Here is a 25353-nt window from a genome sequence, read left to right on the forward strand (position 1 = left end):
CTTTCGCCTAATAATTATTTATCTAATGCTTCACCGGATTTTTTAGCGATGCGGACTTTCTTTCCATCACGTTCTTCATATCCAACACGAGTTGGCTCACCGGACTTAGGATCAATTGGCATTACATTAGAAACATGAATTGGCGCTTCTTGGTTAAGAATTCCACCTTGTGGGTTATCTTGTGAAGGCTTTGCGTGCTTTTGGATCATATTAATTCCTTCTACAAGAACGCGATCCTTTTTCGGATATGCTTCTAAAATAGTACCTTGTTTACCACGGTCTTTACCGGATAATACTTTGACTTTATCACCTTTTTTTACATGCATGCTTGACGCACCTCCTTGACACTGTCAATTCTTTCGCTTATAAGACTTCTGGAGCTAGAGATACGATTTTCATGAATTTTGCATCACGTAACTCACGTGCGACTGGTCCGAAGATACGAGTTCCCCTTGGACTTTTATCATCACGGATAATTACCGCTGCATTTTCATCAAAACGAATATATGATCCATCTTTACGGCGCGCACCAGATTTTGTACGTACGATGACAGCTTTAACAACTTCACCTTTTTTGACAACGCCTCCTGGTGTAGCCTGTTTGACTGAACAAACAATTACATCACCAATGTTAGCAGTTTTACGTCCTGATCCACCCAATACTTTGATGGTTAATACTTCACGAGCACCAGAGTTATCTGCAACTTTTAATCTTGTTTCCTGTTGAATCATAACACTGTGACCTCCCTTCGGATACTCCTTAGCAAACTTTAATTATATGATTATCGCTTCTTCTACGACTTCAACTAGACGAAAACGTTTAGTTGCTGATAGCGGACGAGTTTCCATAATACGAACAATATCACCAGTTTTAGCACGATTATTTTCATCATGTGTTTTAAATTTTTTCGAGTACTTCACACGTTTTCCGTATAATTTGTGAAATTTATGGGTTTCAACTAAAACAGTGATTGTTTTATCCATTTTGTCTGATACAACACGGCCGGTATATACTTTACGATTATTACGCTCAGTCATTTTGAGGTTAACCTCCTCTCTTAGTACTAGTTATTTACGCTAAGTTCACGTTGACGTACAACAGTTTTCATACGAGCAATAGCTTTTCTTACTTCACGAATTCGTGCTGTGTTTTCCAATTGACCAGTTGCAAGTTGAAAGCGTAAATTAAATAGTTCTTCTTTCAATGATTTAACTTTTTGTTCAATTTCGGCAGTGGTTAGTTCTCTGATTTCATTAGCCTTCATTGATTTCACCACCAATTTCTTCACGTTTTACGAATTTAGTTTTGATCGGCAGCTTATGAGAAGCAAGACGCAACGCTTCACGGGCAACTTCTTCTTCCACACCTGCGATTTCAAACATAATTTTTCCTGGCTTCACGACTGCTACCCATCCTTCTGGTGCCCCTTTACCGGAACCCATTCGAACTTCTAGGGGTTTTGCAGTGTATGGTTTGTCTGGGAAAATTTTAATCCAAACTTTACCGCCACGTTTCATGTAACGAGTCATTGCAATACGAGCAGCCTCGATTTGACGGCTTGTAATCCAGGAAGCCTCCGTTGCTTGTAGACCAAATTCACCAAAAGCTACTGTAGTTCCACCTTTTGCTTGGCCTCTCATTTTACCACGATGTTGTCTACGATATTTAACACGTTTAGGCATTAACATAACACATTGCCCCCTTCCTTATTTATTAGTTTTAGTTGGAAGGACTTCTCCACGGTAGATCCACACTTTAACACCTAATTTACCATAAGTTGTATCAGCTTCTGCTGTACCATAGTCAATGTCAGCACGTAATGTGTGTAGTGGCACTGTTCCTTCACTATAATGTTCCGCACGGGCGATATCTGCTCCACCAAGACGTCCGGATACTTGTGTTTTAATTCCCTTTGCTCCACCGCGCATCGCACGTTGAATTGCTTGTTTCTGAGCACGACGGAATGAAATACGATTTTCTAATTGACGAGCAATATTATCAGCAACTAATTTTGCGTTAAGATCTACTTTTTTGATTTCAACGATATTAATGTGAACGCGTTTGCCAGTCAAGCTATTTAATGATTTACGTAGAGCTTCTACTTCTGAACCGCCTTTACCAATTACCATACCTGGTTTACCAGTATGAATTGTTATGTTTACACGATTTGCTGCACGTTCGATCTCAATAGAAGAAACAGCAGCTATCGCTAAACGGTTTTCAAGATATTCTCTGATTTTAATATCTTCATGTAGTAAGTCTGCATAATCTTTACCTGCATACCATTTTGACTCCCAGTCTTTAATGATACCCACGCGAAGACCTGTTGGATTTACTTTTTGGCCCACTGACTATCCCTCCTTCTTTTCTGTTACAACCACCGTAATGTGGCTTGTGCGTTTATTAATTTTACTTGCACGTCCTTGTGCACGTGGACGAAAACGTTTCAATGTTGCACCTTCATTTACAAATGCTTCCGAAATGATCAGATTATCCGCATCCATTTCATAGTTATGCTCTGCGTTTGCGACTGCAGATTTTAAAACTTTCTCTACAACCGGTGACGCACCGCGCTGTGTATGACGTAATATTGCAACTGCTTCACCAACATTTTTTCCTCGAATCAGATCAATGACTAAACGTACTTTACGAGGAGCAATACGAACCGATTTCGCAATGGCTTTTGCTTGCATTTGAGTAGCCTCCTCTCATTAGCGTTTTGTTTTCTTATCATCGCCAGCATGTCCTTTAAACGTACGTGTTGGCGCAAATTCACCTAATTTATGTCCTACCATGTCTTCTGTAATATAAACTGGAACGTGTTTACGTCCATCATATACAGCAACCGTATGACCGATAAATGTAGGGAAAATGGTTGAACGACGAGACCAAGTTTTCACAACTTGCTTCCTATCCGTTTCATTTAGTTTCTCGATTTTTGACAATAGATGGTCATCTGCAAAAGGTCCTTTTTTCAAACTACGACCCATGGATAAACCTCCTTTCAGGCTTTAGAGACGGGCGTTATTCCCCGCCATCTAATTCTATTATTTTTTACGTTTACGAACGATATATTTATCAGACGGCTTATTGCGCTGACGTGTTTTGTAACCAAGTGTTGGTTTACCCCATGGTGACATTGGTGATTTACGTCCGATTGGTGCACGACCTTCACCACCACCGTGTGGATGATCATTCGGGTTCATAACAGATCCACGAACAGTTGGTCGTTTACCTAACCAGCGAGAACGTCCTGCTTTACCAACACGAATAAGCTCATTTTCAATATTCCCAACCTGACCAACAGTGGCACGGCAAGTCATCAGAATTAATCGAACTTCTCCTGAAGCCATACGAACGAGTGCGTATTTATCCTCACGCCCAAGAATTTGTGCTTCTGCACCGGCTGAACGTGCAAGTTGCCCTCCACGACCTGGCTTTAATTCAACATTATGAATAACAGTCCCAACAGGAATATTCGCTAGTGGAAGTGCATTACCTAATTTGATATCCGCATTTTTACCAGATTCAATTTGTTGCCCTACTTTAAGTCCTTTTGGAGCTAAAATATAACGTTTTTCACCATCAGCATAATGTACTAATGCAATATTAGCTGTACGGTTTGGATCATATTCGATCGTAGCAACGCGTCCTGGTATACCGTCTTTGTCACGTTTAAAGTCAATAATACGGTATTGCCGTTTATGACCGCCGCCTTGATGACGAACAGTTAACTTTCCTTGATTATTACGACCGCCACGTTTGTACAACGGGCTCAGCAATGATTTTTCCGGAGTATCTGTAGTTATTTCAGAAAAGTCCAATATAGACATATTACGTCTACCATTTGAAGTTGGTCTGAACTTTTTAATCGCCATCTTGTTTCCCTCCTTCACTTACTTTTTTCTTAGCCTTCAAAGATATCCAGTTCTTTACTATCTTCTGAAAGCTGAACGATAGCCTTTTTGCGATCCGAACGGTATCCACCATAACGTCCCATTCGCTTGAATTTACCTTTGAGGTTCATTGTGTTTACTTTTTCTACTTTTACACCAAAAACTAATTCAACAGCGTCTTTAATTTCTGTTTTATTCGCTTTTGGATATACTTCAAACGTGTATTTTTTCTCTGCCATTAAATCAGCGGAATTCTCTGTAATGACAGGGCGCTTTATAATATCACGAGGATCTTTCATTATGCAAGCACCTCCCCTGCTTTTTCAGCTGCGTCTTTCAAAATGATCAGCTTGTCATGCGAAAGCAAGTCTAATACATTCATTTCCTCTACAGTTAAAACTTTAACTGATTGAAGATTGTTTGTTGAACGAATGATTGTTTCGTTTTTCTCAGTAGTTACAATTAACGCTTTTGTATCCACATGAAGTGCATTTAGCATATTAATTACTTCTTTTGTTTTCGGTACGTCCATTACAATGCTTTCTAAAACTACTAGATTTTCTTCTTTTACTTTTGAAGATAATGCAGATTTAAGTGCTAATCGACGTACTTTCTTTGGTAATTTATAGCTGTAGCTGCGTGGTGTTGGTCCAAAAACTGTTCCTCCACCTACCCATTGTGGCGAACGAATAGAACCTTGACGAGCACGACCAGTTCCTTTTTGGCGCCATGGTTTACGACCGCCACCGCGTACTTCGGAACGGTTTTTAACATCATGCGTTCCTTGACGTATTGCCGCACGTTGCATAACTACCGCTTCATGTAAAACATGAGTGTTTGGCTCAATACCGAAAACTGAATCATTTAATTCCACGTCTCCAGCTTGAGTTCCGTCTTGTTTTAATAGTGCTACTTTAGGCATGACATATCCTCCCTTCGTGTATATGATTAGTTAGCCTTTATTGCACTCGTAATTTTTACGAATGATTTTTTTGCACCAGGAACATTGCCTTTAATTAATAGTAGATTTTTTTCTACATCTACATTAACAACTTCAAGGTTTTGAATCGTTACTTGTTCAGCACCCATTTGTCCTGGTAGTTTTTTACCTTTAAATACTTTTGCTGGATCAGCTGCCATCCCCATTGAACCAGGACTTCTGTGAAAATGCGATCCATGGGAAGATGGGCCACGTTGTTGATTATGCCGCTTGATTGCTCCCTGAAATCCTTTTCCTTTAGAATTTCCAGTTACATCGATTTTGTCTCCAGCTTGAAAAACATCAACGCTAATTTCTTGACCAACTTCATATTCGTCAAGATTTGCGTAACGGATTTCACGAACGTAGCGCTTAGGGGCTGTGTTCGCTTTTTCAGCATGACCTTTACTCGCTTTATTAGTACGTGATTCCTTCGCATCTGCAAAACCGATTTGCAATGCTTCATAGCCATCATTTTCTAATGTTCTTTTTTGCAAAACTACGTTTGGCTCAGCTTGAATAACAGTTACTGGGATTAATTCTCCAGTTTCAGAAAACAACTGAGTCATGCCGATTTTACGACCTAAGATTCCTTTCGTCATCCGCTTGCACCTCCTATAATAAAACAATTATTTTATAATTTAATTTCAATATCCACACCCGACGGTAAGTCAAGACGCATTAATGAATCAACTGTTTGTGGTGTTGGATTAACAATATCGATCAAGCGTTTGTGTGTACGCATTTCGAATTGCTCACGTGAATCCTTGTATTTATGCACCGCACGCAATACAGTATAAACGGATTTTTCAGTAGGTAATGGAATCGGACCGGACACATTTGCACCAGAACGTTTCGCAGTAGCTACAATTTTTTCAGCAGATTGATCTAAAATACGGTGATCATATGCTTTTAAACGGATTCTAATCTTTTCTTTTGCCATTATTTTCCCTCCCTTTCGCCCATATTTTTATAGACATTCTCCGCAGAAATTTCTTGAGCACCCGCCATGGCAAAGGGGCCGGGTGTTCCAACAACCTTCCACTTCATCGCCTTTTTGACCAACATTCATATTATATAGAAAAATGCTGGTAAGTGCAACATCTTTTTTTAAAAAAGATATACGTGATTGCACATCTATGTATTATACTTACTTTTTTCAGTAATTGCAAGGGTTTCTGGTATTTTTTTTGCATGTTCGAGTTCCGTGCTTTCGATTCACCTATTCCAGCTTTTGTTCAGTTATATTTGTGGATTGTCCAGCATCATTTATGGTTTGTCCGGTCTAATTCGCAGTTTGTATAGTATCTGCCCGAAAAGAACAAAAGTGCGGGGCGTCCGTTTAGCGACGTACAAGTTGAAGCAATATACCTCTGCACTACGTTCGTCCGACCAAATGGTTACTGGGCATTGAACGTAGCTGCCTGAGGTATCTAAGTTATCCACAGCACTTGATTTTTATCATTGCTTAAGCAATAAAAAAACAGACAGCGTCGTCACGCCATCTGTTTTTTATAAACGCTATTATTTATCGATTGTTGATACAACACCAGATCCAACAGTACGTCCACCTTCACGAATGGAGAAACGAGTTCCTTCTTCAACTGCAATTGGTGAAATTAATTCTACTTTCATTTCTACATTATCCCCTGGCATTACCATTTCAGTTCCTTCTGGAAGTTCAATAACACCAGTCACGTCAGTTGTACGGAAGTAGAACTGCGGACGATAATTAGCGAAGAATGGAGTGTGACGTCCACCTTCCTCTTTTGACAACACATAAACTTCACCTTTGAAGCTTGTGTGTGGTGTAATTGTACCAGGCTTTGCTAGCACTTGACCACGGTTAATATCTTCACGTGCTACACCACGCAGTAGTGCACCAATGTTATCTCCAGCTTCTGCATAATCAAGAAGCTTACGGAACATTTCAACACCAGTTACAGTTGTTTTACCAGGTGCTTCATTAAGACCAATGATCTCTACTTCGTCCCCTACTTTAACTTCACCACGTTCCACACGACCAGTAGCTACTGTACCACGACCAGTGATGGAGAATACATCCTCAACTGGCATCATAAATGGTTTTTCTTTATCGCGTTCTGGAGTTGGGATGTACTCATCAACTGCAGCCATTAGTTCCACGATTTTTTCTTCGTATTCTGCATCGCCTTCAAGTGCTTTAAGAGCAGAACCTTTGATTACTGGTACTTCATCACCAGGGAAGTCATATTCAGTTAATAGATCACGAACTTCCATTTCTACTAATTCAAGCAGTTCTTCATCGTCTACCATATCCGTTTTGTTAAGGAATACTACGAAAGCAGGTACCCCAACGTTGCGTGATAGAAGGATATGCTCACGAGTTTGTGGCATTGGACCATCAGCAGCAGATACTACTAGGATTGCTCCGTCCATTTGCGCAGCACCAGTGATCATATTTTTAACATAGTCAGCGTGTCCTGGGCAGTCAACGTGTGCATAGTGACGCGTTTCAGTTTCATATTCTACGTGGGAAGTGGAGATAGTAATTCCACGTTCTTTTTCTTCTGGGGCACCATCAATTTGGTCATACCCCATCGCAGTACCAGAACCGTTTCTTTTGTTCATAACAGTTGTAATTGCAGCAGTTAATGTTGTTTTACCATGGTCAACGTGGCCAAGTGTCCCAACGTTTACGTGACTTTTTGAGCGGTCAAATTTTTCTTTACCCATTTATAGTTCCTCCTTTAAATAAATAAAAGTAATTTTATGTTTTATATGCAGCTAAGAAATAACCTTGTCTATTATTTCTTAGCCTTTACTAAATGTTATACGTTAGATTTGAATAAAAATCAATTATTCACCAGCATTTTTCTTGATAATTTCTTCAGAGATGCTTTTTGGTACTTCTTCATAGTGGTCAAAGTGCATCGTGAAGACACCGCGTCCTTGGGTGTTTGAACGTAATGCAGTTGCATAACCAAACATTTCAGCTAATGGCACGAAACCTTTAACTACTTGTGCAGTACCGCGAGCCTCCATACCTTCAACACGGCCACGACGGGAAGTTACATCTCCCATGATATCTCCCATATATTCTTCTGGAATAACAATTTCAACCTTCATCATTGGTTCCAAAAGTACTGGGTTACATTTATTTTTCGCTGCTTTTAGCGCCATTGAACCAGCTATTTTAAATGCCATCTCGTTCGAGTCAACATCATGGTAGCTTCCATCATATAATGTTGCTTTTACGTCAATCAGCGGATAGCCAGCTAACACACCATTTTCAGTAGCTTCTTTAATTCCAGCTTCAACAGAAGGAATGTATTCACGTGGTACTACCCCACCAACGACTTTATTTTCAAATTCAAAGCCGGCACCTTCTTCGTTTGGCTCAAACTTAACCCAAACGTGTCCATACTGGCCACGACCACCAGACTGACGCACGAATTTACCTTCAATTTCAGCACTAGCACGGAATGTTTCACGATACGCTACTTGCGGCGCACCTACATTTGCTTCTACTTTGAATTCACGTTTCAAACGATCGACGATGATATCCAGGTGAAGTTCACCCATACCGGAAATGATTGTCTGACCTGTTTCTACGTTTGTTTCTGTTTTAAATGTCGGATCCTCTTCAGCCAGCTTGGCTAAAGCAATACCCATTTTGTCCTGGTCAGCTTTTGTTTTTGGCTCAATAGCTACACCAATAACTGGTTCTGGGAATTCCATTGATTCCAAGATTACAAGGTTTTTTTCATCACATAGTGTATCCCCTGTTCCGGTATCTTTCAAACCTACAGCTGCTGCAATTTCTCCAGCGTATACTTTCGAGATCTCTTCACGAGAGTTTGCATGCATTTGCAGGATACGTCCAACGCGTTCACGTTTGTCTTTAACAGAGTTCTTCACATATGAACCGGAATCCAACGTTCCAGAGTATACGCGGAAGAAAGTTAATTTTCCAACGTAAGGGTCTGTCATAACTTTAAATGCTAGTGCTGAGAATGGAGCATCATCCGCTGACGGACGTGTTACTTTTTCTTCCGTACCTGGTACAATACCTTCAATCGCAGCAACATCTGTTGGCGCTGGTAGGTAATCAATTACACCATTAAGTAATAATTGAACCCCTTTATTTTTAAATGCTGATCCACAAAACACAGGATAAAGTTCAACATTTAGTGTTGCTTGACGAATAGCACTCGTTAATTCTTCGTTGGAGATTTCCTCACCTTCAAGGAATTTCATCATTAGATCTTCATCAAGTTCGGATACAGCCTCGATCAAGCTAGCGCGTAATTCTTCAGCCTTATCCTTGTATTCTGCAGGGATTTCTCTGGATTCATCTTTTGTACCTAAATCATCTACATAGAAATGTGCTTCCATGTTGATCAGGTCAATGATTCCTTCAAAATTATCTTCAGCACCAATTGGCAACTGAACCGGATGAGCATTAGCACCTAAACGTTCTTTCAATGTACCAGTTGAGTACAGAAAGTCAGCACCAATTTTATCCATTTTGTTAATGAACACAACACGTGGTACACCATATGTTGTCGCTTGACGCCATACAGTTTCCGTTTGTGGTTCAACACCTGATTGTGCATCAAGAACAGTTACTGCTCCATCCAGCACACGTAATGAACGTTCAACTTCCACTGTGAAGTCCACGTGACCTGGTGTGTCAATAATATTTATACGATGGTCATTCCATGCAGCAGTAGTTGCGGCGGAAGTAATTGTGATTCCCCGTTCTTGTTCCTGCTCCATCCAGTCCATCTGTGAAGCACCTTCATGTGTTTCACCTATTTTATGAATACGGCCTGTGTAGAAAAGAATACGCTCAGTAGTAGTGGTTTTTCCTGCATCAATGTGAGCCATAATACCAATATTACGCGTCTTTTCCAAGGAGAACTCTCTAGCCATGTATTCTTCTCCTTCCTCTTAAAAGCTTTTGATTGTTTTAACTTACCAACGATAGTGAGCAAATGCTTTATTTGCTTCTGCCATTTTATGCAATTCCTCGCGTTTTTTAACAGCTGCTCCCGTGTTATTGGAAGCATCCAGAATTTCATTCGCAAGACGTTCTTCCATCGTTTTTTCTCCGCGAAGGCGTGAGTAATTAACGATATAGCGTAAGCCTAGTGCTTGACGACGTTCAGGGCGAACTTCCATTGGCACTTGATAGTTTGAACCACCAACTCGTCTCGCACGAACCTCAAGTACTGGCATTACATTTTTCATAGCTTGTTCGAAAACTTCCATAGCGTTTTGTCCGCTTCTTTGTCCAACAAGTTCAAATGCATTATAAAGAATTTTTTGTGCTTTTCCTCGTTTACCATCGATCATGATTTGGTTGATTAAACGAGTCACTAATTTTGAATTATAAAGTGGATCTGGCAAGACATCGCGTTTAGGTACTGGTCCTTTACGTGGCATATGTCCTCCTCCTTTCTTTGCTGTGTTGTTTTATACGTTAGATCGTGATTTGTATTTTAAAAGCAATCATTTATTTTTTCTTAGGTTTTTTAGTACCGTATTTAGAACGACCTTGCATACGACCTTCAACCCCTGCTGTATCAAGCGCTCCACGAACTATGTGATAACGCACACCAGGCAAGTCTTTTACACGGCCACCACGAAGCAACACAACACTGTGCTCTTGTAAATTATGTCCAATTCCAGGAATATAGGCTGTTACTTCCATGTTATTTGACAAACGAACACGCGCATATTTACGAAGTGCAGAGTTTGGCTTTTTCGGTGTCAATGTACCAACACGAGTACAAACGCCACGTTTTTGAGGTGAGTTTTGATTCGTGATTTTTTTCTTAAAGCTATTGTACCCTCTGTTAAGTGCAGGAGAGTCTGATTTTTTTGGTTTGCTTACGCGACCTTTACGTATAAGCTGATTAATTGTAGGCATAAAATTTATCCTCCCTTCTTACAAGTATATGTTTCGTTTAGTGTATGAAAACTAGATACCGCCTAACATTTAGGGCTATTTGTAATACCACACATCCAGGTGGTTCATCTTTTAGTAAAAAAACAAAGCTTTAACGACTATTGCGCCAAAAGCTCTATCGTTTTATCGCAACTGTTGATGCACCAACCTCAATGCCACAAGCAGCTCCCAGTTTATCCATGGAATCTACTCGCTTGCAAGGTATGTCTAGTTCATTCGCTAAGTTAACTACCTTTTGTGTTATATGCTCATCAGCATCATCAGCAATAAACACTTCACTTATTTCGCCGTTTTTCATGGCTTTAAGTGTTTGTTTTGTTCCGATTATCACTTGTGATTGAACCTTAGTCACTTTATCATAAGACACCCTCATATCCTCCAAAGCAACAAGCTTTATCAGAAGCACCTTGAATATTTTATCATTCCCATTTTTCTATGTCAATATAAAATGATAAATTTTAGGTGCTTCTGATTATTTTACTTGTTTAAAAATAATATTCTGCTAAAATGCCTGCTCCCCCTTGAAGTAAATACAGCATTTTCGCATTTCTTATTGAACCGTTTCCGTTTCTTCTATTTCTTCTATAACTTCTTCGAGCTCGTCTATCGATGTTTTTATATTACGATATCTTTGCATACCGGTACCAGCCGGCACAAGTTTACCTATGATAACATTCTCTTTAAGACCTAATAGCTCATCACGTTTCCCTTTTATAGCAGCATCTGTAAGAACTCTTGTTGTTTCCTGGAATGATGCGGCAGATAAGAATGAATCTGTTTCTAGGGATGCCTTCGTGATCCCCAGCAATACTGGTTTTCCAATCGCAGGTTGCTTGCCTTCATTCAAGACAGTATGGTTTGCGTTTTTAAACTGATGCAATTCAAGCAATGAACCTGGAAGAACATTTGTGTCTCCAGCGTCAATCACGCGGATCTTGCGCAGCATTTGACGTACCATTACTTCAACGTGCTTATCACCGATTTCAACACCTTGCATACGATATACGCGTTGTACTTCACGCAACAGGTAAGCTTGAACTCCGTCCACACCCTGTACACGAAGCAAATCTTTCGGATCAACAGAACCCTCTGTCAGCTCTTGACCTGCAATTATTTCATCACCAACAGAAACTTTCATACGTGCATTGTATGGAACTGCATATGCTCGCTGTTCTACCTCACCTTGAACGATAATTTCTTGTTTATCTTTAACCTCTTTGATTTCATCGATCGTACCAAAGATTTCACTGATAACGGCTTGCCCTTTAGGATTACGAGCTTCAAACAACTCCTGAATCCGCGGGAGACCTTGTGTAATATCATCACCGGCAACTCCACCTGTATGGAAAGTACGCATCGTCAACTGTGTACCTGGTTCACCGATAGATTGTGCCGCAATAATCCCTACCGCCTCACCGACTTCTACATCGGCACCTGTTGCGAGGTTACGTCCATAGCATTTTAGACATACACCATGTTTTGTATTACATGTGAATGCGGATCGGATGGTTACTTCTTCAATTCCGGCTTCAACAATCTGTTTTGCCTGATCCTCCGAAATAAGTGTATCCTTTTCCACAATTACTTCATTAGATTCAGGATGGTTTACCGCAACAAAAGTAGTTCTACCAATTAAGCGATCAATTAAAGGTTCAATCATTTCCGTCCCATCCATTAGACTAGAGACTGTTAAACCACGATCTGTTCCACAATCATCTTCACGTACAATTACATCTTGCGCTACATCTACCAGACGACGTGTCAAGTAACCAGAATCTGCAGTTTTCAGTGCGGTATCAGCAAGACCTTTACGTGCACCATGGGTAGAAATAAAGTACTCCAGCACAGTTAATCCTTCACGGAAACTTGATTTGATTGGCAGTTCGATAATTTTACCAGCCGGGTTGGCCATCAATCCACGCATACCTGCAAGCTGCGTAAAGTTTGATGCATTACCCCTAGCTCCTGAGTCACTCATCATAAATATAGGATTTCTATCACTTAATGAATGCATCAGTTTATCCTGGATCGTATCTTTTGCTTGTGACCAGATAGCAATTACCCTATCATAGCGCTCCTCATCCGTAATTAAACCACGACGGAACTGTTTGGATACTTTATCAACTTTCACTTGAGCTTCATCAAGTATCTGTTCTTTTTCAGCTAATACAACGATATCTGATATACCAACAGTCATACCTGCTCTTGTGGAATAGTTGAAACCAAGATCTTTCATTCGATCCAGCATTATCGATGTTTCGGAGACTTTAAAGCGTTTAAACACTTCCGCAATAATATCACCCAGGAAGCCCTTTTTATATGGCTTAATAATTTCACGCTTTTTAATTTCTTCTTTAATATTCGTTCCACCTTCTACAAAATACATTCCAGGGGTTTCAACCTCTAAATTGTGTTTTGTAGGTTCATTGATATATGGGAATGAATCCGGCAAGATCTCATTAAAGATCAGCTTACCTACTGTTGTTATCAACAATTGATTTTGTTGTTCTTCTGTAAATGTTTTATTATTTAAACCGGCAGCATGCACTGCTACTCTTGTGTGTAAGTGTACATATCCATTTTGATAAGAGATTAAGGCTTCATTAAGATCTTTAAATACAGTTCCCTCACCCACAGCAGCTTCACGTTCCAATGTTAGGTAATAATTTCCTAATACCATATCCTGTGATGGAGTTACAACTGGTTTACCATCTTTCGGATTCAAAATGTTTTGTGCTGCCAGCATAAGGATTCTTGCTTCAGCTTGAGCTTCTGCTGATAAAGGAACATGCACAGCCATTTGGTCTCCATCAAAGTCAGCGTTATAAGCTGTACATACTAATGGGTGCAAGCGAATAGCACGACCTTCAACAAGTGTTGGTTCAAAAGCTTGAATTCCTAATCGATGCAATGTCGGTGCACGATTTAACAGTACAGGATGTTCTTTAATTACTTCTTCCAATACATCCCAAACATCTGGATGAACACGCTCGATTTTACGTTTAGCTGATTTTATATTATGTGCAAGACCTTTAGCTACTAGCTCTTTCATAATAAATGGCTTGAATAACTCCAGCGCCATTTCTTTCGGCAAACCACATTGATACATTTTCAAATGAGGTCCAACGACGATAACAGAACGACCAGAGTAATCCACACGTTTACCTAACAAGTTTTGACGGAAACGACCTTGTTTCCCTTTCAACATATGGGAAAGAGACTTCAATGGTCTGTTCCCAGGACCTGTAACTGGTCTACCACGACGACCATTATCAATTAATGCATCTACCGCTTCTTGAAGCATACGTTTTTCATTTTGCACGATAATGCTAGGTGCTCCAAGATCCAATAGGCGCTTCAGACGGTTATTTCGGTTAATCACACGACGATAGAGATCATTTAAATCAGATGTAGCAAAACGTCCACCATCAAGCTGTACCATCGGTCTAATTTCGGGTGGAATGACAGGTAATACATCAAGTACCATCCAAGAAGCATCATTTCCTGAATGACGGAATGACTCCAATACTTCTAAACGCTTGATTGCACGGGTTCTACGTTGTCCTTGAGCTGTTTTCAGTTCTTCTCTTAAAGTATCAACTTCCTTTTCAAGATCAATATCCTGAAGAAGCTTGCGAATTGCTTCAGCTCCCATTTGTGCTTTGAAAGATTTTCCATACTTATCATAATAAGCCCGGTATTCCTTCTCTGATAAAAGTTGTTTTTTCTCTAATGGTGTATTTCCTGAGTCTGTGACGATATACGCAGCAAAGTAGATAACCTCTTCCAACGCTCGTGGAGACATGTCCAGCACTAAACCCATCCGGCTCGGAATTCCTTTAAAATACCAAATATGTGATACTGGAGCCGCCAACTCAATATGCCCCATCCGTTCACGGCGAACTTTAGATTTCGTTACTTCTACCCCACATCGATCACAGACGACACCTTTATACCTTACACGCTTGTACTTCCCGCAATGACATTCCCAATCTTTTTGCGGCCCGAAGATACGTTCGCAAAACAACCCGTCTTTCTCAGGTTTTAATGTACGATAATTAATTGTTTCTGGTTTTTTTACCTCGCCGTATGACCAAGAGCGAATCTTCTCTGATGAAGCTAAACCTATTTTCATATACTCAAAGTTATTTACATCTAGCAAGGGGCCAACCTCCCTTTTAATGTCCGATTTCCCTTAAGCTTACAACCTGAGTTGTAAATATAAAGCTGGAGGTTGACCTGTTAATAGGTCAACCTTCATTATTAATTTTCTTCCACTTCCAAGTTAAGCTTGCTTGCTTGTTCTGTTTCTTCCTCTTCCAGTTCACGCATATCAATTTCCTCTTCGTCACTGGTAAGCATCTTAACATCCATTCCAAGACTTTGCAGTTCTTTGATCAGTACCTTAAATGACTCTGGCACACCAGGCTCTGGTACATTATCACCTTTAACAATTGACTCATACGTTTTCACCCGGCCAATAACATCATCTGATTTAACAGTCAAAATTTCCTGGAGTGTATATGCAGCACCGTATGCTTCCAGTGCCCAAACTTCCATTTCCCCAAATCGCTGACCACCAAACTGGGCTTTACCACCAAGTGGCTGTTGTGTAACCAGTGAGTAAGGACCAGTGGAACGAGCGTGTAATTTATCATCGACCATATGGGCGAGTTTAATCATGTACATGACACCAACAGACACACGATTATCAAATGGTTCTCCAGTTCTTCCATCATACAGAACCGTTTTTGCATCTCGTGGCATTCCCGCTTCTTCCAAGGTATCCCAAACATCTTGTTCACTTGCACCATCAAATACAGGTGATGCAACGTAAAGTCCAAGCTGCCTGGCAGCCATTCCTAAGTGTAATTCAAATACTTGACCAATATTCATTCGTGACGGAACACCTAATGGGTTAAGCATAACATCGATTGGTGTACCATCAGGTAAAAACGGCATGTCTTCTTCTGGTAAGATCCTGGATATTACCCCTTTATTACCATGACGCCCTGCCATTTTATCCCCTTCATGAATTTTACGTTTTTGTACGATATAAGCACGGACTAGCTGGTTAACTCCTGGTGGTAGCTCATCACCATCTTCACGGTTAAAAATCTTAACATCTAAGACAATTCCTCCCGCACCATGCGGCACACGTAGAGAAGTATCACGAACTTCCCGAGCCTTTTCACCAAAAATAGCATGGAGCAGACGCTCTTCAGCAGATAGTTCCGTTACCCCTTTTGGCGTTACTTTACCAACCAGGATATCACCATCAGTGACTTCTGCACCCACACGGATAATTCCATGTTCATCGAGATCCTTCAGTGCCTCTTCTCCAACATTTGGAATATCTCTTGTAATTTCTTCAGGTCCAAGTTTAGTATCACGAGCTTCTGATTCATACTCTTCAATGTGAATTGAAGTGTATACATCTTCCTTTACCAGTCTTTCACTCATGATGATAGCATCTTCATAGTTGTAGCCTTCCCATGTCATGAAACCAACAAGAGCATTTCGACCTAGCGCAAGCTCTCCATCTTCCATCGAAGGTCCATCGGCAAGAATTTCGCCTTTGGTTACACGATCACCCTCACTCACGATTGGTCGCTGGTTATAACAGGTCCCCTGATTTGAGCGAATAAACTTTTGTAATTTATAGCGATCTACATCACCTTGTACTTCTTTACCATCTACTTCAGAGATGCGACGAACGATAATTTCTTTTGCTTCAACACGCTCTATAACTCCTGAATTTCGACAGATCATTGCAGCACCGGAGTCTTTCCCATTAACATACTCCATTCCCGTACCAACAATAGGTGCTTCCGGATTAATCAATGGTACTGCTTGACGTTGCATATTTGCTCCCATCAATGCCCGGTTGGAGTCATCATTTTCTAAGAAAGGAATACATGCGGTAGCAGCAGATACAACCTGCTTTGGCGATACGTCCATATAGTCAATTTGATCACGAGGTACGATTACGTTTTCCTCGCGAAAACGTGCGATTACTTCATGATTAGTAAATGTACCGTCATCATTCAAGTGAGCATTAGCCTGTGCGACAACATAATTATCTTGTTCATCTGCGGTTAAATAATCAATTTGTGCAGTTACTTTACCAGTATCCGGATCGACCCTTCGATATGGTGTTTCAACAAAACCGAACTTGTTTACCTTTGCATAGCTGGATAGCGAGTTAATCAATCCGATATTCGGTCCTTCAGGTGTTTCAATTGGACACATACGACCATAGTGTGAGTAGTGAACATCTCGAACTTCAAAGCCTGCACGTTCACGCGTTAAACCACCTGGTCCTAATGCAGATAATCGGCGCTTATGCGTTAGTTCTGCCAAAGGATTTGTTTGATCCATAAACTGTGATAACTGAGAGCTTCCGAAGAACTCTTTGATTGAAGCTATCACTGGTCGTATATTAATTAGCTGTTGTGGTGTAACACTGGATGTATCCTGAATGGACATTCTCTCACGCACAACACGTTCCATGCGTGACAATCCAATACGGAATTGATTTTGCAATAGTTCTCCGACAGAACGGAGTCGGCGATTTCCAAGGTGATCAATATCATCCGTATCTCCGACTCGATGTAATAAATTAAAGAAATAACTGATTGATGATAAAATATCAGCTGGTGTTATATTTTTTATTGAAGTATCCACATTTCCATTTCCAATAATATGGAGTTCCCTCTCTCCACTAGGATCAGTAGGGTCTACAATTTTAATCGATTGCAGCACAATATCATCATCAAGCACACCATCATGCAGCTTAATTACTTTCTCACCAAGTTTTTCTTCTTCCTTCTCTAAGTAAGGAAGAAGTTTATTTAATATTTTACGCTCTAACTTATCGCCTTTCTCTGCTAAAACTTCACCAGTCTCCCGATCAACAATTGTTTCAGCTAAAACTTGATTAAACAGACGATTTTTAATGTGCAATTTCTTATTCATTTTATAACGACCAACATGCGCAAGGTCATAGCGTTTTGGATCAAAAAAGCGAGATACCAATAAGCTTCTTGCGTTATCAACAGTCGGTGGTTCTCCTGGACGAAGGCGTTCATAGATTTCAAGCAATGCCTTTTCAGTAGTTTCTGTGTTGTCTTTTTCAAGTGTATTCTTAAGGTACTCATTATCCCCTAGAAGATCAATGATTTCCTGATCTGTACCAAATCCAAGCGCACGTAAAAGCACGGTAATAGGAAGTTTACGTGTTCGATCTATCCGGACATAAACGACATCTTTTGCATCTGTTTCAAATTCCAACCATGCTCCGCGGTTGGGTATAACAGTGGCAGCAACGCCCCTTTTTCCGTTTTTATCCATTTTTTCATGAAAGTAGACACTCGGTGAACGCACGAGCTGCGACACGATAACTCGTTCTGCTCCATTAATTACAAACGTCCCCGTATCTGTCATAAGCGGGAAATCACCCATGAATACTTCCTGCTCTTTAACTTCACCTGTTTCATTGTTGATCAAACGAACCTTCACACGAAGTGGAGCATTAAATGTTACATCTCTTTCCTTCGATTCATCAACAGGATACTTTGGCTCACTTAAACTATAATCTATAAATTCTAGTGATAGGTTTCCTGTAAAATCTTCAATCGGAGAAATATCCTGAAACATTTCCCTCAAACCTTCTTCTAAAAACCATTGATAAGAAGCTGTTTGAATTTCGATTAAATTTGGCAACTCTAAAACTTCACTGATACGCGCATAGCTCCTGCGTTGGCGGTGCCGTCCATACTGAACTAGTTGACCTGTCAACTGCTTCACCCCTTAAATCAAGCATTTTTCGTAGAATTATTCTACTTAAAATGGTTATTATGTTTAGAAAAACATTGCTGAATAATAATTGCAGCTTTTGTTTTTCGTATCCTACAAATTCGAATACCTTACGTTCTCTTAGACATTCGGAACAAACCTGCGATCTCGGAGTTATCACAAGCTTTCCTAAATAGGTTAAGAAGAGTACAAATTTCATTGGTTATAAACTATTCATTTTCCCAACTTTAGAAATAAAATAAAATAGAAAAAAGGCTTTTTCCAAAAAAACCTCACCGTTAAATTTTCTCGATTTTATCATTGTCTCCGATCACCAATGAAATATACATTTTATTTTACATGATTATTCTGCTTGACAGAACAATCCCCATGTTAGCATTTACCTATACTATCACATGAATATTACTCGGTCAAATATTTAATAGCCCTGAGTATAAAATAACCTTTATTTCTTGCAACTACCTCAACATCGCCAAATAAATCTTCCATTTTTTCTTTGGCGGATGGGGCGCCTTGTTTCTTTTGAATAACTACCCACAATTCCCCATGATCCATTAATGCTTCTTTGGATTCCTCAAACATTTGATAAACTACTTTTTTTCCCGCTCTAATCGGTGGGTTTGTTAGAATAGCCGCAAATTTGCGATTACCTAATTTAACCAATCGATCACTTTGGATAATTTCAATGTTTTCGACATGATTTTCTTCTGCATTTTGCTTTGCTAATGTTAATGCTCGCTCATTTATATCAGACATCACTATATTACGTTCCTCGTGACGATCTGCTAGAGAAATACCAATAGGGCCATAACCACAGCCAAGATCCAACAAATCACCGGCAATTGCAGGCATCCTGAATTTTTCTATGAGTAATCGTGAACCAAAATCCACTTCATCTTTTGAAAAAACACCTACATCACTGGTAAATGTATATGGTTTTCCTTTTAACTGATAAATCCATTTCTTGGGTGAACTTTTAGATTGAGGTTTTTGCGAAAAGTAATGCTCAGACATTTAGCACCTACTTTTAATAGAATTTTAGAAGATATGAAAAGCCTGCAACACTTTCGATTCCTACCGACCATAAAACCGGAACTAGGCTAAGCACATTTGATATAAAGAGCCCGCCGCAAAACGACGAGCTCACAGATAGTATACATAAAACTTACTTAACTTCTACTTCAGCGCCAGCTTCTTCAAGTTTAGCTTTAACTTCTTCAGCTTCTTCTTTTGAAACGCCTTCTTTAATTGCTTTTGGTGCATTATCAACCATGTCTTTTGCGTCTTTAAGACCAAGACTGGTGATTTCACGTACCGCTTTAACAACTTTGATTTTTGATGCTCCAGCACCCGTAAGTACTACATCAAATTCAGTTTGTTCTTCAGCAGCTTCTCCAGCTCCTGCGCCGCCTGCTACTGCAACAGGTGCTGCAGCTGTTACTCCAAATTCTTCTTCAATTGCTTTAACTAGATCATTTAAATCTAATACTGACATTTCTTTAATCGCATCAATGATTTGTTCTTTAGTCATGATATATTTCCTCCTAATTTCCTTTTAATTTTAATGGTTACCTTTTATTAAAAATAGACGGGCGTTCGTTCACGCACCTTGTTCTTCTTTTTGATCCGCAACAGATTTTGCAGCATATGCAAAGTTACGAATAGGTGCTTGAAGCACGCTAAGCAGCATGGAAACCATACCTTCGTAATTTGGAAGACTGGCAAGTTCTTTGATTTGATCAAGTGTTGCTACTTCACCTTCGATTACTCCGCCCTTAATTTCAAGTGCATCATTTTTCTTTGCAAAATCATTAATAATTCTTGCAGGTGCTACGATATCATCATTACTAAACGCAACAGCAGTTGGTCCAACTAATGTGTCATTTAGTTCGCTTAATTCAGCAGCTTCAATCGCGCGACGAGTCATTGTGTTTTTATACACCTTGAAGTCGATACCTGCTTCACGCAGCTGTTTACGCAATTCTGTTACTTCAGCAACATCAAGACCACGGTAATCAACCACCACGGATGTTTGACTTGCACGGAACTTATCCGCAATTTCTTCAACGATCTGTTTCTTTTTTTCGATAATACTAGACATCATTCCACCTCCTACTTTAGTTCATCATACCGCTTCATAAAGCCTAGACTTCCTGGATTATAGACATATAAGAAAAGCCCCCATATAGACATGGAGGCTCTTTATAATAATTGATAATCAAAACGAATTATCGCATCTGTTTATAAACACCTCGGCAGGATATTAAGTGCATTCGCACCCCTACTGTCTACGGTATAACGTATTCATTTATATAACGAAATTCAGTATAACCAATGGATCCCGAAAAGTCAATACCTAATTAGCGAAAATCAGAAACATCCACTTTAATTCCCGGTCCCATTGTAGAAGATATCGAAACATTCTTCATATATGTTCCTTTTGAAGCTTGCGGCTTAACTTTTACAAGTTGTTCTGTTAGAGCTTTAAAGTTTTCGATTAATTTTTCATTATCAAATGAAATTTTGCCAATCGGAACATGAATGTTAGATTGTTTATCTACACGATACTCTACTTTACCAGCTTTTATATCTTTTACAGCTTTTTCTATTTCAAAAGTTACTGTCCCAGTTTTAGGGTTAGGCATAAGTCCTTTTGGTCCAAGCACTCTACCAAGTTTACCAACTTCAGCCATCATGTCTGGAGTTGCAACAATTACATCAAATTCAAACCAACCCTGGTTGATTTGGTTGATATAATCAGATTCTCCAACATAATCTGCTCCAGCTGCTTCAGCTTCTTTTGCTTTTTCACCTTTTGCGAAAACTAATACACGTTGTGTTTTCCCAGTACCGTGAGGAAGTACCATTGCACCTCGAATTTGCTGGTCTGCTTTCTTAGGATCTACTCCCAAACGGAATGCGGCTTCAACTGTTTCATCAAAATTCGCTTTTGCAGCTTCTTTTGCTAAAGCAACTGCTTCTGTTATCTCATAAATGTTTGAACGATCAACAAGCTTTAATGCTTCTTGATATTTTTTTCCTTTTTTAGCCATTTTATTTCCTCCTCTATTGTGGTTATAACGGTAATACCTCCCACTTGAGAAAAACGCTAATGCGTTTTTCTAGATGCCAAAGGGTATGGTCAGCGGTCCGATTGGAAAAATCGACATAACCTAACCTCATCGAGCGCAGAATATCACTTTCACGAAAAAGGTTGCGAGTAGGCAAGCAATCGCAACCTGTACCGTATTAACGTTTTTCGAATACGCTGGATGCATATCTATCAAAGATTAGTCCTCGATTGTGATACCCATACTGCGAGCAGTTCCTTCAACCATGCGCATCGCTGCTTCTACATCAGCGGCGTTTAAATCAGGCATTTTTGTTTCTGCAATTTCTTTTACTTTATCGCGTTTTACTGTAGCGACTTTATTACGATTAGGCTCACCTGATCCAGTTTCAATACCAGCTGCTTTTTTCAATAGTACAGCTGCAGGTGGAGTTTTTGTAATAAATGTAAATGAACGGTCTTCAAATACCGTAATTTCAACAGGGATTATCATACCCGCTTGTTCTTGCGTACGTGCATTGAATTCTTTACAAAATCCCATGATATTAACACCTGCTTGACCAAGCGCTGGCCCTACTGGTGGTGCCGGATTAGCTTTCCCAGCCGGAATTTGCAATTTCACTAACTTGATTACTTTTTTAGCCACGAGACACACCTCCTTAAAGTCCGTGATGTGGTAATAGGGGTATTTCCCCTCCCACTCAAATTTAACTTTCGCTCCTCTAGTTTGAGGGCATGAATAACAAAAGAATTTTAGCATGAATAATAAAATAATGCAAGGTTTTGTCCGAATTTTTTTATCCTATCTTTTCAACTTGTGAAAAATCCAGCTCTACAGGTGTTTCCCTGCCAAACATATTAACATGAACCTTCACTTTTTGTTTATCAACATCAATATGTTCAATCGATCCTGCAAAATCAGTAAACGGACCTTCCGTGACACGGACATTTTCTTTTAACTCAAAATCGACTTGAACAACAGATTCATTAACACCCATACGCTTCAATACCATTTCTGCTTCTTCAGGCAACAAAGGGGTCGGCTTCGTTCCGCCACCGCTTGAACCAATAAAGCCCGTAACACCCGGCGTATTACGTACGACATACCAGGAATCATCTGTCATAATCATTTCTGTTAATACATAGCCAGGGAAAAATTTCTTTTTGACCACTTTCTTTTTTCCATTTTTAATCTCGGTTTCTTCATCTTCTGGGACGATAACTCTGAAGATCTTATCTTCCATCCCCATTGTTTCCACACGCTTATCTAAATTCAATTTTACTTTGTTTTCATACCCGGAATACGTATGAACGACATACCAATTTTTTTCCATGCAAATAGGACAATGTAATTTGCCCTTCCCTCCCTTTGATTAATTTTGTTTTATATCGTTGTTTAACACAGTCGTTTTCGAATAATGTACTGCTCTTTTTCATGTTTAGACCACGCACCGCTCGTTCCGCCCTAAAGTGGCATTTTTTTTAGATATAAAAAAGTGGCGTAACATACCGGCGAGCATGCGCCGTTCCAGTATTTTGCTAGGGAGAACGAAGTGTATTCCCGAAACTTTTATAAAGAACCTTTTGATCAATACCACTTATCATTATTACCCCAATATTAAAAAACCCGTTAGTCCGGGTTTTTCTAAATTTAAGATATTATTTTTCATTATAGCATAAATACGTAATAATTATTCAACTAATTACCTTAAAGTAAATTCAAAACCTGGGTAATTCCAAGATCTATCAGAAAGAAAAACACCGCTACAAACGTTACAGTTACAAGAACGGTAATCGTATAGCTCGTTAATTCCTTGCCTTTTGGCCAGCTGACCTTTTTCATTTCTCTTGATACGTCTTTTAAAAACTTGAACATGCTTGTACCCCCAAACCATAACTGAAAATACGCTATTTATTTTGTCTCACGGTGCAGTGTGTGCTCTCCACATGCTTTACAAAATTTGCGAACCTCTAACCGCACAGGTGTTGTGGATATATTTTTAGAAGTAGAATAATTTCTATTTGAACAAACCGTACACGCTAAAGTGATTTTTTTACTCATTATATCTCCCCAATTATAGAGGTTATTCAAAAATTCCAGCAAATAGAGCAGATCGAAATTCTTCGTTAGCACTCTCACATATTCATTGCATATGTTCCAATGTTTGGAAAGGAAAAACCACCTTTCCTTCGTGCGATTCATATTTTATAGCCTTTCGAGTGCTCGAAGTAAATTGTGTCCTTTTTCCTCTTTTTTTTAAACCAATACTTATAGAATTTTAACAAATATAAATGTAGCATGGTTGTTCATCTATGTCAACATGAGACTCCCACCGCTAAAGCCGATATCCATGATATTCCTAGTAGCTTTCTCTCATTGATTCCATCAATTGCTCCAGCTTTCGTTTCACACGCTGAAGTGCATTATCAATTGATTTCACATGCCGTTTTAATGCAATAGAAATCTCTTGGTATGTACGGCCATCCAAATATAAATGGAGAACTTCCTTTTCTAACTCGCTTAATAATTCAGATAACTTTAATTCCATATCCACGAACTCTTCTCTGTTCACCAATAATTCTTGTGGATCTATCGCCCGTGATCCTGCAATCACATCCAACAACGTTCGGTCTGATTCTTCATCATAAATCGGCTTATCCAATGATACATAGGAATTCAGAGGAATATGCTTTTGCCTTGTTGCTGCTTTAATTGCCGTAATAATTTGCCTGGTTACACATAGCTCTGCAAATGCCTTAAATGAAGAAAGCTTGTCCCCGTCAAAATCTCGGATTGCCTTATAAAGCCCAATCATTCCTTCTTGAATAATATCCTCTTTATCAGCACCAATCAGAAAATAGGTACGTGCTTTTGCCCACACAAAATTCCTATACTTTTGTATTAGAAAATCAAGCGCATGGCTGTTTCCCTGATGAAACAGTTGTATGATTTCTTCATCAGCATGTTCACTTAAGCTGTCATTTTTTACCTCTAATTGCTTGACAATCACCAAGAATGACCCCCTGACTACAATGCAGTCACTTTAGAATCATTATACAGAAGCCCACCAAGCCCGTCAATACAATATAAAAGCGATTTCATTTATTATCAGGAGAAAAAGTTATCTATCCCCTCTTCTCCACTTTTCAAATGTTTCAAGTATATTCTGATCAAGGTGAATCTTTGATTGAGGCTGTACCTTATGATGGCTTTTTATTGTTTCTTCAATTTCTCTTTCAATATTTTTTAATTCAACAAAAAGCTCACGAGATGATTTACGTAATGCACCCTGACCAAAAATCGTTCGTTGTTCTGCGTAATCAGAGGTTGCTACATAAACCTGGGTGCGTACATTTTTTATTTTTTTGACCAATTTTTCTATACATTCATCAGCTGTTTCCTTTTCCTTTGTGAAAATAATTTCCACTTTTCGTGTTTCTAACTTATTTTCAATACCACGTACATAATAAGCATCAAATACGATAATTACTCGATGGCCTATATATGCCTGGTATTCTGCCATCAAATCAATTAAGCGATCACGAGCCTGACCCATGTCTTTTTCCTTCAGCCGCTGCAATTCGTCCCATGCTCCGATTATATTATAACCATCTACTACTAGAACGATCATC

General features: G+C 39.5%; 30 protein-coding genes and 1 other annotated feature. All 30 genes read right to left on the minus strand.

What is annotated here, in order from left to right:
* Positions 1–14: 14 nt before the first annotated feature.
* The 30 genes from rplX to AC6HVZ_RS13305 all read right to left on the minus strand — a co-directional run bounded on the left by rplX (position 15) and on the right by AC6HVZ_RS13305 (position 25352).
* Positions 15–326, minus strand: coding sequence for a 50S ribosomal protein L24 (gene rplX / locus AC6HVZ_RS13160; RefSeq protein ID WP_497558629.1), 312 nt, complete (start codon positions 324–326; stop codon positions 15–17).
* Between the two features lie 37 nt (positions 327–363).
* A complete protein-coding gene (gene rplN, locus AC6HVZ_RS13165; protein WP_497558630.1) occupies positions 364–732 on the minus strand; it encodes a 50S ribosomal protein L14 in 369 nt (122 codons plus the stop codon).
* 42 nt (positions 733–774) lie between these two features.
* Complete coding sequence (gene rpsQ / locus AC6HVZ_RS13170; RefSeq protein WP_497558631.1) at positions 775–1038, minus strand: 30S ribosomal protein S17; 264 nt, start codon at positions 1036–1038, stop codon at positions 775–777.
* Between the two features lie 26 nt (positions 1039–1064).
* Positions 1065–1265 (minus strand): 50S ribosomal protein L29, encoded by a 201-nt coding sequence (gene rpmC, locus AC6HVZ_RS13175; protein WP_010095760.1) that lies wholly within the window; start codon positions 1263–1265, stop codon positions 1065–1067.
* A complete protein-coding gene (gene rplP, locus AC6HVZ_RS13180; protein ID WP_497558632.1) occupies positions 1255–1689 on the minus strand; it encodes a 50S ribosomal protein L16 in 435 nt (144 codons plus the stop codon). The genes rpmC and rplP overlap by 11 nt, the downstream gene beginning before the upstream one ends.
* An 18-nt stretch (positions 1690–1707) precedes the next feature.
* A complete protein-coding gene (gene rpsC, locus AC6HVZ_RS13185) occupies positions 1708–2349 on the minus strand; it encodes a 30S ribosomal protein S3 (protein WP_497558633.1) in 642 nt (213 codons plus the stop codon).
* A 3-nt stretch (positions 2350–2352) separates the two neighbouring features.
* A complete protein-coding gene (gene rplV / locus AC6HVZ_RS13190; RefSeq protein WP_497558634.1) occupies positions 2353–2694 on the minus strand; it encodes a 50S ribosomal protein L22 in 342 nt (113 codons plus the stop codon).
* Positions 2695–2712: 18 nt separating this feature from the next.
* Positions 2713–2991: a 30S ribosomal protein S19 gene (gene rpsS, locus AC6HVZ_RS13195; protein ID WP_497558635.1), complete on the minus strand. Its 279-nt coding sequence runs from the start codon at positions 2989–2991 to the stop codon at positions 2713–2715.
* A gap of 57 nt (positions 2992–3048) precedes the next feature.
* Positions 3049–3879 (minus strand): 50S ribosomal protein L2, encoded by an 831-nt coding sequence (gene rplB, locus AC6HVZ_RS13200; RefSeq protein ID WP_497558636.1) that lies wholly within the window; start codon positions 3877–3879, stop codon positions 3049–3051.
* A 29-nt stretch (positions 3880–3908) separates the two neighbouring features.
* Positions 3909–4196, minus strand: coding sequence for a 50S ribosomal protein L23 (gene rplW, locus AC6HVZ_RS13205; RefSeq protein WP_497558637.1), 288 nt, complete (start codon positions 4194–4196; stop codon positions 3909–3911).
* The gene (rplD, locus tag AC6HVZ_RS13210; protein WP_497558638.1) at positions 4196–4819 is read right to left on the minus strand and encodes a 50S ribosomal protein L4; all 624 of its coding nucleotides are present in this window, start codon (positions 4817–4819) and stop codon (positions 4196–4198) included. The genes rplW and rplD overlap by 1 nt, the downstream gene beginning before the upstream one ends.
* 26 nt (positions 4820–4845) lie before the next feature.
* The gene (rplC, locus tag AC6HVZ_RS13215; protein WP_497558639.1) at positions 4846–5478 is read right to left on the minus strand and encodes a 50S ribosomal protein L3; all 633 of its coding nucleotides are present in this window, start codon (positions 5476–5478) and stop codon (positions 4846–4848) included.
* A gap of 32 nt (positions 5479–5510) precedes the next feature.
* A complete protein-coding gene (gene rpsJ / locus AC6HVZ_RS13220; protein ID WP_497558640.1) occupies positions 5511–5819 on the minus strand; it encodes a 30S ribosomal protein S10 in 309 nt (102 codons plus the stop codon).
* Positions 5820–6400: 581 nt separating this feature from the next.
* Positions 6401–7591: an elongation factor Tu gene (gene tuf, locus AC6HVZ_RS13225; protein ID WP_497558641.1), complete on the minus strand. Its 1191-nt coding sequence runs from the start codon at positions 7589–7591 to the stop codon at positions 6401–6403.
* A 123-nt stretch (positions 7592–7714) separates the two neighbouring features.
* Positions 7715–9793 carry an elongation factor G gene (gene fusA, locus AC6HVZ_RS13230; protein ID WP_497558642.1) on the minus strand — a complete coding sequence of 693 codons (2079 nt, stop codon included), beginning with the start codon at positions 9791–9793 and terminating at the stop codon, positions 7715–7717.
* A 42-nt stretch (positions 9794–9835) separates the two neighbouring features.
* Positions 9836–10306, minus strand: coding sequence for a 30S ribosomal protein S7 (gene rpsG / locus AC6HVZ_RS13235; protein WP_497558643.1), 471 nt, complete (start codon positions 10304–10306; stop codon positions 9836–9838).
* 70 nt (positions 10307–10376) lie between these two features.
* Entirely contained in the window at positions 10377–10793 is a 417-nt protein-coding gene (rpsL, locus tag AC6HVZ_RS13240) for a 30S ribosomal protein S12 (RefSeq protein ID WP_497558644.1), read from the minus strand.
* Between the two features lie 154 nt (positions 10794–10947).
* Complete coding sequence (locus tag AC6HVZ_RS13245) at positions 10948–11199, minus strand: 50S ribosomal protein L7ae-like protein (protein ID WP_497558645.1); 252 nt, start codon at positions 11197–11199, stop codon at positions 10948–10950.
* A 183-nt stretch (positions 11200–11382) separates the two neighbouring features.
* The gene (rpoC, locus tag AC6HVZ_RS13250; RefSeq protein WP_497558646.1) at positions 11383–14994 is read right to left on the minus strand and encodes a DNA-directed RNA polymerase subunit beta'; all 3612 of its coding nucleotides are present in this window, start codon (positions 14992–14994) and stop codon (positions 11383–11385) included.
* A gap of 101 nt (positions 14995–15095) precedes the next feature.
* Complete coding sequence (gene rpoB / locus AC6HVZ_RS13255) at positions 15096–18632, minus strand: DNA-directed RNA polymerase subunit beta (protein WP_497558647.1); 3537 nt, start codon at positions 18630–18632, stop codon at positions 15096–15098.
* Positions 18633–19052: 420 nt separating this feature from the next.
* Complete coding sequence (locus tag AC6HVZ_RS13260; RefSeq protein ID WP_497558648.1) at positions 19053–19664, minus strand: class I SAM-dependent methyltransferase; 612 nt, start codon at positions 19662–19664, stop codon at positions 19053–19055.
* 151 nt (positions 19665–19815) lie between these two features.
* Positions 19816–20181 carry a 50S ribosomal protein L7/L12 gene (gene rplL / locus AC6HVZ_RS13265; RefSeq protein WP_497558649.1) on the minus strand — a complete coding sequence of 122 codons (366 nt, stop codon included), beginning with the start codon at positions 20179–20181 and terminating at the stop codon, positions 19816–19818.
* A gap of 69 nt (positions 20182–20250) precedes the next feature.
* Complete coding sequence (gene rplJ, locus AC6HVZ_RS13270) at positions 20251–20751, minus strand: 50S ribosomal protein L10 (RefSeq protein WP_497558650.1); 501 nt, start codon at positions 20749–20751, stop codon at positions 20251–20253.
* 61 nt (positions 20752–20812) lie between these two features.
* Positions 20813–20962 (minus strand) — a sequence feature (ribosomal protein L10 leader region).
* 48 nt (positions 20963–21010) lie between these two features.
* A complete protein-coding gene (gene rplA, locus AC6HVZ_RS13275; protein ID WP_497558651.1) occupies positions 21011–21703 on the minus strand; it encodes a 50S ribosomal protein L1 in 693 nt (230 codons plus the stop codon).
* A 237-nt stretch (positions 21704–21940) separates the two neighbouring features.
* Positions 21941–22366, minus strand: a complete 426-nt coding sequence (gene rplK, locus AC6HVZ_RS13280) for a 50S ribosomal protein L11 (RefSeq protein ID WP_497558652.1) — start codon at positions 22364–22366, stop codon at positions 21941–21943.
* Between the two features lie 151 nt (positions 22367–22517).
* Positions 22518–23054, minus strand: coding sequence for a transcription termination/antitermination protein NusG (gene nusG / locus AC6HVZ_RS13285; protein ID WP_497558653.1), 537 nt, complete (start codon positions 23052–23054; stop codon positions 22518–22520).
* 374 nt (positions 23055–23428) lie between these two features.
* Positions 23429–23596, minus strand: a complete 168-nt coding sequence (gene secE / locus AC6HVZ_RS13290) for a preprotein translocase subunit SecE (protein ID WP_497558654.1) — start codon at positions 23594–23596, stop codon at positions 23429–23431.
* A gap of 36 nt (positions 23597–23632) precedes the next feature.
* On the minus strand, positions 23633–23782 hold the full coding sequence (gene rpmG / locus AC6HVZ_RS13295; RefSeq protein WP_497558655.1) for a 50S ribosomal protein L33: 150 nt from the start codon (positions 23780–23782) through the stop codon (positions 23633–23635).
* A gap of 298 nt (positions 23783–24080) precedes the next feature.
* Positions 24081–24731: an RNA polymerase sporulation sigma factor SigH gene (gene sigH / locus AC6HVZ_RS13300; protein ID WP_497558656.1), complete on the minus strand. Its 651-nt coding sequence runs from the start codon at positions 24729–24731 to the stop codon at positions 24081–24083.
* A gap of 111 nt (positions 24732–24842) precedes the next feature.
* Positions 24843–25352, minus strand: a complete 510-nt coding sequence (locus tag AC6HVZ_RS13305) for an NYN domain-containing protein (protein WP_497558657.1) — start codon at positions 25350–25352, stop codon at positions 24843–24845.
* Between the last annotated feature and the right edge of the window lies 1 nt (position 25353).

Source organism: Oceanobacillus sp. NCCP-135, from assembly GCF_059698015.1.